General features: G+C 60.2%; 8 protein-coding genes. 1 reads left to right on the top strand and 7 read right to left on the bottom strand.

All coding sequences use genetic code 11. The features are described from left to right. Positions 1 to 118 precede the first annotated feature (118 nt). From MRY75_RS17910 to MRY75_RS17890, 5 genes are all read right to left on the bottom strand, one after another. Positions 119 to 1,357 (bottom strand): AAA family ATPase, encoded by a 1,239-nt coding sequence (locus MRY75_RS17910; protein ID WP_292309369.1) that lies wholly within the window; start codon positions 1,355 to 1,357, stop codon positions 119 to 121. Between the two features lie 192 nt (positions 1,358 to 1,549). Beyond that, on the bottom strand, positions 1,550 to 2,224 hold the full coding sequence (locus MRY75_RS17905) for an OmpA family protein (protein ID WP_292309368.1): 675 nt from the start codon (positions 2,222 to 2,224) through the stop codon (positions 1,550 to 1,552). 4 nt (positions 2,225 to 2,228) lie between these two features. Then, positions 2,229 to 3,650 (bottom strand): type II and III secretion system protein family protein, encoded by a 1,422-nt coding sequence (locus MRY75_RS17900; protein ID WP_292309367.1) that lies wholly within the window; start codon positions 3,648 to 3,650, stop codon positions 2,229 to 2,231. 193 nt (positions 3,651 to 3,843) lie between these two features. Continuing rightward, positions 3,844 to 4,701, bottom strand: a complete 858-nt coding sequence (gene cpaB / locus MRY75_RS17895; RefSeq protein WP_292309366.1) for a Flp pilus assembly protein CpaB — start codon at positions 4,699 to 4,701, stop codon at positions 3,844 to 3,846. Between the two features lie 303 nt (positions 4,702 to 5,004). After that, positions 5,005 to 5,202, bottom strand: coding sequence for a hypothetical protein (locus MRY75_RS17890; RefSeq protein ID WP_292309365.1), 198 nt, complete (start codon positions 5,200 to 5,202; stop codon positions 5,005 to 5,007). A gap of 358 nt (positions 5,203 to 5,560) precedes the next feature. On the opposite strand from MRY75_RS17890, the gene MRY75_RS17885 reads away from it, so the two are divergent. Beyond that, on the top strand, positions 5,561 to 6,370 hold the full coding sequence (locus MRY75_RS17885) for a lytic transglycosylase domain-containing protein (protein WP_292309364.1): 810 nt from the start codon (positions 5,561 to 5,563) through the stop codon (positions 6,368 to 6,370). Here MRY75_RS17885 and MRY75_RS17880 read toward each other — a convergent pair. Both MRY75_RS17880 and MRY75_RS17875 read right to left on the bottom strand, forming a co-directional pair. Next, a complete protein-coding gene (locus MRY75_RS17880; protein ID WP_292309363.1) occupies positions 6,362 to 7,783 on the bottom strand; it encodes an FAD-binding oxidoreductase in 1,422 nt (473 codons plus the stop codon). The genes MRY75_RS17885 and MRY75_RS17880 overlap by 9 nt on opposite strands. Before the next feature lie 19 nt (positions 7,784 to 7,802). Continuing rightward, on the bottom strand, positions 7,803 to 8,639 hold the full coding sequence (locus MRY75_RS17875; protein WP_292309362.1) for an MBL fold metallo-hydrolase: 837 nt from the start codon (positions 8,637 to 8,639) through the stop codon (positions 7,803 to 7,805). Positions 8,640 to 8,792 lie beyond the last annotated feature (153 nt).

Raw genomic sequence — 8,792 nt, 5'->3', positions numbered from 1 at the left:
TCGCGATACCGTAACCGACAACTTCCGCGTCGTATCCCTAGAAAAATACAAAATCGTCTGAAACGACATCAGGTCAATTCAGGCGCATGAGTATAACGCGAAAACATTCGTGTCCTCCTCAGGCAGCTTCAGCGTCGGTGCGGCCGACTTCGTAGAGGGACTGAGCCAGTTTCGAGATTTCCTTGCGCAGCGCATTCTTGGGCTGTTGCAAGGCCAAGGGCTGGCCGTGATCGCCTGCCTCCGCCACCGCCCTGCCGCCGTCGGGCAGGTGAATATCAACCGAGATATCAAGGCTTTCCTGCATCCGCTTGAGGCGGCTCTTGCCTTGCAGATCGGTGAACTTGGGGGCGCGGTTCAGGACAAAGCGGACCTTGTCGAACGGCAGATCCTCGGACTGGAGCGCGCGTTTGAGCCGGTACGTGTTCTGGGCCGAACGCATGTCGAGCTCGATCACGCCGAAATAGACCTGTGCGGCGCAAAGCACCGTTTCGGACCACTGAACAAGGCTGGGTGGCATATCGACCACGACAAAATCGAAATGCCGCGATGCCGTATCCAGCAGCGCCTGCACTTCGGTCTGGCCGATGATGTCGAGCGGCGGAAGGTCCGCAGGCGACGTGAAGACATGCAGCTTTTCCTCGAAGGTCACAAGTGCCTGGCCAAAGCTGTCTTCGTCCATCGCTTCGATATCGGACAGGAGCTCAAGCACGGCTTCGCGGCGTTGCACGTCCAGATAGGTCGACACCGCGCCAAACTGCAGACCGAGGTCGATGATGCAGACGCGCGGCGGCTTTTCCTTGGTCACTGTCGCCAGTTCCCAGGCAAGGTTCGTTGCGAAAGTGCTGGCACCGCATCCGCCGGCCATGCCCTGTACCGCGATGATGACGCCATCGCCATCATCGCTCAACTTGACGCCTGATGTGCTGCGCCCGCTACGCTGTTGCGGTTCGGGGGCGCGCATTCTGTCGATGGCCGCGGCCAGTTCACCCTCGGGAAGAGGGTAGGGGACAAACTCGTCGGCGCCCTGACGCAGCAGATGATGCAGCGCCGAAGGCGTCACGTCATGCGCGATGAGAACCACCTTGATGCCGCGGGCCTTGGCCGCAGCGATGATCGACGACAAGTGGTCGACATTGGCCTCGTCGTCTTCGTCGATGGCCAACGCGACGAATTCAAGGCCTTCGCCTTCTTCCTGCGAGAAGAAATGCATGGCCTCGTCGAAGCCGAGATCGCCCCAGGCTTCACCAAGAATGGCCTCCATGTCTTCGATCAGAAGATCGAATTCCTGAACATCCCGACTGATCGTGCACGCGACAAGCGGCGCCGGTTGCGGGGTGCTTGGAAGGATACTCGTCATTTGCCTCGTTTCCTCTACTTCGCGGCGCCCGCGAGCGGCGTTTTGCACGCATCGAGAACGCCAGTCCCGACTCGCTCGGGAGGGACTGCTACGGTTCGAAAGTGGTTGGGAAACTTGGCAACATTGGGGCCGAATTACCGAAATTGTACGGTATTTCAGGCTGATGACAGGGCCCCTTTCGGGGCCTTGTCCTTATTGAGACGCCTGGAAGTCGGTGCCTTGGATGCCGACAAGGCCGCTTCTGGGGACGGCGCTGTTGATATACTCGCGATAGATGATTTCGGCATATCTTCCTTCCATAACAGTGGGATGCGAGCCGACAAAGCCCGAAACCTCTGTTACGGTGCGCCGGTTGCGGCGCTCGCGTCCCTCGGTCACGATGAGAGGCTGGGTTTCTCCGAATGAGACAACCGCCTCTAGCCGATCCTTGCTGATACCCTGTGATGCCAGGAAGTTGACAACCGCGTGTGCCCGCTGCAGGCCAAGACGCTTGTTGTAGGCTTCGCTGCCAACGGCGTCGGTATGGCCATAGACGCGGAACCGCACTTCGGGGAACTGGCGAATCCAGTGGGCCTGTTCCCGAAGCGTGTCCTGTGCCCCACTGTCCAGAACCGCGCTGTTGAAGGCAAAGTTGACGGTTGTCATGACTTCGCTCGCAAAGCGCTGCGACAGATCGTAGGTATAGCGCTTTTCGCCGTTCATGATCTGGGTGTTGTTCATGGTCGCGGCGCCGAAATTGCCGGTGTCCAGCAAGGCTCCGGCTTCGCGGTGGAAGGCGCTGTAGACCGGATCGCTGCTGGCGCAGGCCGCCAGAAAGGCCAGCCCTGTCAGCGCAATCGGGATACGGAGATTCTTTTGAACTGCCATCGCCTTAATCCATCACATAACCATAGGAACCCGAGAAATCCTGCTTGGCAACTTCACCGGCGGCCCCGCGCAGATTGCGCGTGTCATTGGCAACGCGTCCAAAGAGGAACAGGTCTTTTTCGCTCGGCGGCCGGACACGATCGGTCGGCAAGGCCAGCGCTTCGCCACGCGTGGGCGTCACGAGATGCGGCGTGATGATGATCACCAGTTCGGACTGTTCGCGCTGATATTCGGCGCTGCGGAACAGCGCACCCAGCACGGGGATGTCACCCAGCCACGGAACCTGGCTGTTCAGGTCACGGAAATCGTCCTGCAACAGGCCCGCGATGGCAAAGCTTTCGCCATCCCGAAGCTCGACTGTCGTGGTGGTCTCACGGCGGCTGAAGCCGTCGATGCGGATGGCGCCGATATCGACACCGCTGCTCGGGTCGATGGAGGACACCGCTGCCTCGAGTTCGAGGTTGATGACGTTATCGTCCAGAACGCGCGGGATGAAGTTCAACTCGACGCCGAATGGCTTGAATTCGACGGCAATCGCGCCGTTTTCCTGCGAAACCGGCACCGGATATTCACCGCCAGCAAGGAAGGTCGCTTCCTGTCCCGACAAAGAGGTCAGGTTCGGTTCCGCGAGTGTGCGCACGACGCCTTTCGCCTCGAGGGCTTCAAGCAGGATGCCCACTTCCAGTCCGCCCGCGTTGAACCCGAACAAGATCGCGCCTTGCGACCCCGCTCCGGAAGTCAGTTTGTCCGACACGGAATCTACGGCGGCAAGGGGGGCGGCGTTGCCGGTCCCCAGTTCCAGGCCGAGGTCTCCGTCGAGAACAGACCCGCCTGTTGCAAGTGAGGCCTGCAGGGATTTCGACACGGAGCGCTGCATCTCGGCAAAGCGCACCTTCAGCATGACCTGCTGGACACCGCCCACGGTCATGAGGTTCGACACGCGCTCGGGCGCATAGCGGGTGGCAAGATCAAGCGCTCGCTGCATGCGGATCGTGCTGGACACGGTGCCGGACAGAACGATGCCGTCATTCGCGGTGCGAACCTCGATCTTCTCGTCCGGAAGAATCTGGCGCAGACGTTCTTTGAACTCGGTGAGGTCCGGGGCGACCCGGACATCGACATTGGTGATGAGCTGGCCGTTACCGTCCAGAATCGTCAATGTCGTCGTGCCGGGGGTCTTGCCCAGCACGTAAATGGTTCGGTCCGAAAGGGACGAGATATCTGCAATCGACGGGTTGGCGATGCTCAGCTCCGCGAACGGAACTTCGCTTTCGACCACAACTGCACGGTTCATGGGAACGTTCAGTGTCGATTCAGTATTGGTCCGGATGACACGCAGGGTCTCAGCAAACGCTGTTTGCGCCATCGGAGAAATAGCAAGAACCGCGCCCAACAGGACGGCCTTGATGGGACTGCTCGTATACATGTGACCTGCCTTTCCGATCACGCCTCAGATTTGGGTCTTTTCGCCCGATATTGCGAACAAGCTGCGCCAAGTCGGCTTTTATTGCAAGAATCAATGATTTCAGAGGGGTGCTTCATGTGGATAAGGCGCAACATAATGCTGCGCCTCATCAAACGGGATTTGGACGGTGGCACCAGATCCGGTGCGCGGTGCTTCAGTTCGTACAAGGGATGGGCACTTCCACAACTTCGCCACCGCGACGCGTGCGGATCGTGCAAACCTCAAGTGCCGGCCGTTTTTCGACTTCCGAGCGCGCCTCGATGCCAAGAAGCGTCCGCTGATCGACTTCGATCACCTCGGCGACGGTGTCGTCATTGCGGCCCATCAGAGACAGAGACAGGCGTCCCGTGGACTGTGCTTGCGCCAGCGAGGCCACCTGTTGCGGGCTGGCGGCAACCGTCACCGTGCGGGCAATCGTCGTCTGGGCGGTGTCGGTCTCGGACGTCTGGTCGATGGCGATCAGTTTGACCCCGGTTTCGATCAGTTTCGTAACTTCACCGTTCGGCAGGTTGGGGTCGTTGCTTCTGACGCGCCCGGTCCAATAAACATCGACGCGGTCGGTCGGACGGAGGAAGCCAGACACGCCCGAGGCCACATCGACCTTGATCGCAAAGGCGCGCTGACCTTTTTCAAGGCGCGATGTCAGACCGGCATCGGCGCCTGGCTCACTGACTTTGCTGGCCATGATCGCTTCGTTCTTTTCGATCGGACGAAGTGCCACGCGCAGTTCCGCGCCCTCGGCGTTCACCGGGTTGGATTCATCAAAGAAGTTGTCCGGCAGGGTCTGTTTGGGCCAGGGCATCAACGCGATGTCCTCGTCGGTGATGATCTCGCCGTAATCCAGTGCACGCGTCGCAACATAGACGCCCTGCACCGGAATGCTTGACGTTGCCTTGCTGCGTTCCTGTTCGAGCGCGGTCTGGTACGCGCCAATGTAGTTCTGTGCCATGTAGACGGCGAACCCGGCCAAAGCCAGGCCCGCGACAAGGACAAGTCCAAAAACGATGCGCATAATGCCTCCTTACATGTTCCGAAACCGCACTCTGTGACGTGCTGAAACATGGTTCAGTCTTGGGGGTAATGGATCATTGTGTCTGCGTCTGGGGCAGATTGTGGCGAATTTGAGGATCCGGGGTGGAAGTCGGCGGGCTCACCGAACCGTGACCCTTGGTGATCCTCCGGGCCGCATGTCGGGCGCGGCCTGATTCAGCGCGCCAAGCGCCTTCGACAGTCGGCAGGGCGCGCAAGGCTGTCGGGTAGACAAGAAAAAAGGCGCGCAGATGCGCGCCTTTTTCCCGTAGTCGAGTGACGACGATTAGTCGGCAGCTGCCGGCAGCCACTCCTGGGCGCCGAGAACCGCACCGCCGGTCGAAGTCAGAACGGCGTCGGTGTTTTCCTGGATCGCGCCATAAGCAGCGATTGCCAGACCCACAACAGCAGCGGTCAGAACGACCCAGTCAACCGTAACAGCGCCGTCTTCGTCTTTGCGGAAGTTCTTGATGAAATTGATCATGGTGATCTCCATAGTCCTAGTTTGCTCACGTTGGCCAAGCTCAGGACTTTGTGTTGAGCGCTCTCTCATTCGCTCCATCCCGTCTTGGATGAGTACTTATAGCTGTCGGATTGGGGCAGCAGTTTGACCGCATTGGTCCGATTTTGGAGCGTCGTAAAAAAGTTAATGATTTTCTCTTAAGATACTGATTTTTATCAATATAAAAAACATCACCGCCCGGATCATTGCGAATTTTAGAGAGAATCTGGACCTGACATCGGAGCGATTGATGGCATCTTCGAAACGAAATGGCCTTGAAGACCGGATTGTGTCATACTTCATCAAACAAAAAAATCGGGCGTCGAGCAGGAGCCTGCACATGAAACGGTATTTTGTCCTGGCGCTGGTCGCCATGTGCCTTGGCGCGGGTGGTGCCATGGCCGATCCTCCGCCATTTCCCGAATTCTCGGCAAAGCGTGTAAAGCCGCCGTCGTCGGGTGCGAAAAAACGGATCACGGTTCAGATCGCACCGCAGGCCCCCAGCATACCCGCAGCTCCGGCAGCAGCGGCCCCACAGCCGAGGGTACCGGGAGGCGATACGCTGGCCTGGTTCTGGAATGACATTTCGCCGTCGATCGAGGCCAAGGGGCCCGGACGGCTGGAACCTGCCTTGGTGCGTCTGCTCAACCCACCGTCAGGGCAGGGCATCGCGGCACCGCGCCTTCAGGACCTTCAGGGCATTGCCGAACGGCATGGAAAGGACATCCTTCTGCATACGGTAGGCACACGGGTCTCGCCAGCGCTGGCTCTGGCCGTGATCTCGGTGGAATCGGCGGGCCGCGTCGATGCGCAAAGCTCGGTCGGCGCGCAGGGGCTGATGCAGTTGATGCCCGCCACAGCCGAGCGTTTTGGCGTGTCGGACAGCTTTTCCCCAACACAGAACATCAAGGGCGGTGTCGCCTTCCTCGATTTCCTGATGGAGAAATTCGACAACGACGTGATTCTGGCGCTGGCTGGGTACAATGCCGGTGAAAACGCAGTGGTCCGCGCGAACGGTGTGCCGGACTACGCCGAAACCCGCGCTTATGTGCCCAAGGTGCTGCAGGCGTTCCAGACAGCGAAAGGCCTGTGCCTCACGCCGCCTCAGCTTGTCACCGACGGGTGCGTGTTCCGCGTTGCGTCACGATAGAACGGCACCGGGGTTCATGATGCCCTTGGGATCCAGCGCATCCTTGATCGCGCGCATCGCCGCCAGCTTGGCCGGATCGCCATAGCGCGCCAGATCGGCCTTCTTGGCCCGACCGACACCGTGTTCCGCGCTGAACGTGCCACCCAGTTCGTTGGCGATGTCATGCACCATCCGCTTGATCTGTTTGGTCTCCTCAAGGAACAGATCGCGGGGCTGGCCTTCGGGCGGGAACACGTTGCAATGCAGGTTGCCGTCGCCGACATGGCCGAAGCAGTTGATCCGGAACTCGCCCACCTGCGCAATGCTCTGCCAGACGCGAGCGATGAACTGGGGAAGCTCGCCCAAGGGAACGGACACATCATGGCTCGACACTGCGCCGATCTGCCGGTTGGCGATGGGGATCAACTCGCGCACGGCCCAGAAATCGTTCCGCTGAGTCTCGGATTGCGCGATCACCGCGTCCGACACGATGCCTTCGGCTTCGGCCGACATGAACAGGTTTTCCAGCGCCTCCTGCGGGTCCAGCCCCTTTGGAAGACCGATATCCATCAGGATCATCCATTCGGGGTGATGATCGCCAAAGGGTTTGCGCACGTCGGGCATGGTCTGCTGCAGAAAGTCCAACCCGTTCCCATGCATCAACTCAAAAGCGCTGATGCTTTCGCCCAGTTGCGACTTTGCAAGCGACAACAGGTCCAGCGCCGCCTCGGCATCACGGATCACGAACACCGCCGTCCCGATGCTGGCCGGGCGGGGAAACAGCTTGAGCGACGCGCCGGTGATGACCCCCAGCGTGCCCTCGGACCCGATCATCAGGTTGCGCAAATCGTACCCGGTGTTGTCCTTGCGCAGGCGTTTCAGCCCGTTCCAGATCGACCCGTCGGGCATCACGACCTCAAGCCCAAGGCACAGGTCGCGCGTATTGCCATAACGCAGCACGTTGACGCCGCCGGCATTGGTGCCCAGCAATCCACCGATCCGCGCCGATCCTTCCGAGGCCAGCGACAGCGGGAACAGGCGATCCACCTCTTCCGCGGCCTTCTGGATGTTGGCCAGAATCACCCCGGCATCCGCGATCAGCACGTTTTCCTGCGGGTAGACCGCCCGGATCGTGTTCATCCGCTCCAGCGAAAGGATCAGAGGCATCTCCGGTTCGCCCTCGGGCGCGATCTGCCCGGCCACCAGACCGGTGCCGCCGCCATAGGGCACGATGCCGACACCCGCTTCGCCACAGGCTTTCACCAAGGCCGACACCTCTTCGGTTGACCGGGGGCGGGCAACAAAGCCGCGCGCGCCCTGAAAGCGGCCACGGGGCTCTTCGAGGTAGGATTGGTCTGCGCGGGAAAACATATCCGCGGGGAAATGTTGCGACAGGGCGTCGATAAAGCCGCTATCGGCAGAGTCGCGAGGCATCAACGGGTCTCCGAGTGAATCAGTTCTGCGCGTCGCGAAGCCATTCGGGACGCAGGACCACGACCGTAGGACGGGACGGCAGATCGCGCAATGATACTTCGAGGAAAGAACTGTCGCGCCGGTCGATCACGAAGCTGTCCTGCACCTGCTCAAGAAACGCCTCGAGCGCAAATCCCGAAAACCAGTGCATCGGGATCACGATGCTTGATTTGAGCCGGTCCACGATGCGGACCATTACGTCGCGGGGCAGGGTATATCCGCCATCGACCGGCACCATCACCACATCAAGCCGCCCGATCGCCGCGTATTGCTGTTCGTTGGGTTCGTGGTGCAGATGCCCCAGATGGCCGATGCAAAGACCTTCGACTTCGAAAATGAAGATCGAATTGCCGTTGTCCTCCTGCCCGCCGAATTGCGACCGGATGTCGGTGGAGACGTTGCGCACCAGCACTTCGCCCAACTCGAGATGGTGGTCGATGCCCTCGCCGAACGGCCCCCACCCCGGCAGGACATGCGGGATGGCGGGGTCTGGATTGGCCGTCCAATGGGTGTCGTGGGCATGGTTCATCGTGACCACATCGGGGATCAGCGTGGTGTTCCCCAGAAAGCCGGTGAAATCCGTCGCGATGTCGAGCCCGCCGGGCGTCTGCAAGAGAAATGTCGCGTGCGCGACATAGTTGATGCGCACCGAGTATTGCGGCACAGGCGCGGTCCATGACGCTTTCTGGATATAGGCCGCGCCCGGCGTGGCATCCGCGATGGCAAGGCAATGGCTTGGGCGGCGGGACTCTTGGGCAAAGGCCGCACTTCCCATGATTGCGATGGCCAGCGCCATCCAGAGTGGTTTGAAACGCATACCGACACCTCCTGACGGGAAGGTAGCACGCGGGCTTTGGCGATCCAGAGGAATAGAGATGGGCAAGCCGCTTCGAAGCGGCGTGGATCAAGCGCGGTCGAACGCGCTTTTTGCGCGGTTTGCAAACCGCAGTGCCAAGACCTTTCGAAAGGT

The sequence above is a fragment of the Marivita sp. genome (genome assembly GCF_022763305.1).
Taxonomy (GTDB): domain Bacteria; phylum Pseudomonadota; class Alphaproteobacteria; order Rhodobacterales; family Rhodobacteraceae; genus Marivita.
Note: the sequence above shows the minus strand (reverse complement) of the source record. Positions and strands in the feature narration are given on the sequence as shown.

Excerpts from the sequence above, each read along its gene's own strand:
- MRY75_RS17885 (WP_292309364.1), top strand. The coding sequence starts at position 5,561 with ATGAAACGGTATTTTGTCCTGGCGCTGGTCGCCATGTGCCTTGGCGCG.
- MRY75_RS17875 (WP_292309362.1), bottom strand. The coding sequence starts at position 8,639 with ATGCGTTTCAAACCACTCTGGATGGCGCTGGCCATCGCAATCATGGGA.
- MRY75_RS17890 (WP_292309365.1), bottom strand. The coding sequence starts at position 5,202 with ATGATCAATTTCATCAAGAACTTCCGCAAAGACGAAGACGGCGCTGTT.
- MRY75_RS17910 (WP_292309369.1), bottom strand. The coding sequence starts at position 1,357 with ATGACGAGTATCCTTCCAAGCACCCCGCAACCGGCGCCGCTTGTCGCG.
- MRY75_RS17900 (WP_292309367.1), bottom strand. The coding sequence starts at position 3,650 with ATGTATACGAGCAGTCCCATCAAGGCCGTCCTGTTGGGCGCGGTTCTT.
- MRY75_RS17905 (WP_292309368.1), bottom strand. The coding sequence starts at position 2,224 with ATGGCAGTTCAAAAGAATCTCCGTATCCCGATTGCGCTGACAGGGCTG.
- cpaB (WP_292309366.1), bottom strand. The coding sequence starts at position 4,701 with ATGCGCATCGTTTTTGGACTTGTCCTTGTCGCGGGCCTGGCTTTGGCC.
- MRY75_RS17880 (WP_292309363.1), bottom strand. The coding sequence starts at position 7,783 with ATGCCTCGCGACTCTGCCGATAGCGGCTTTATCGACGCCCTGTCGCAA.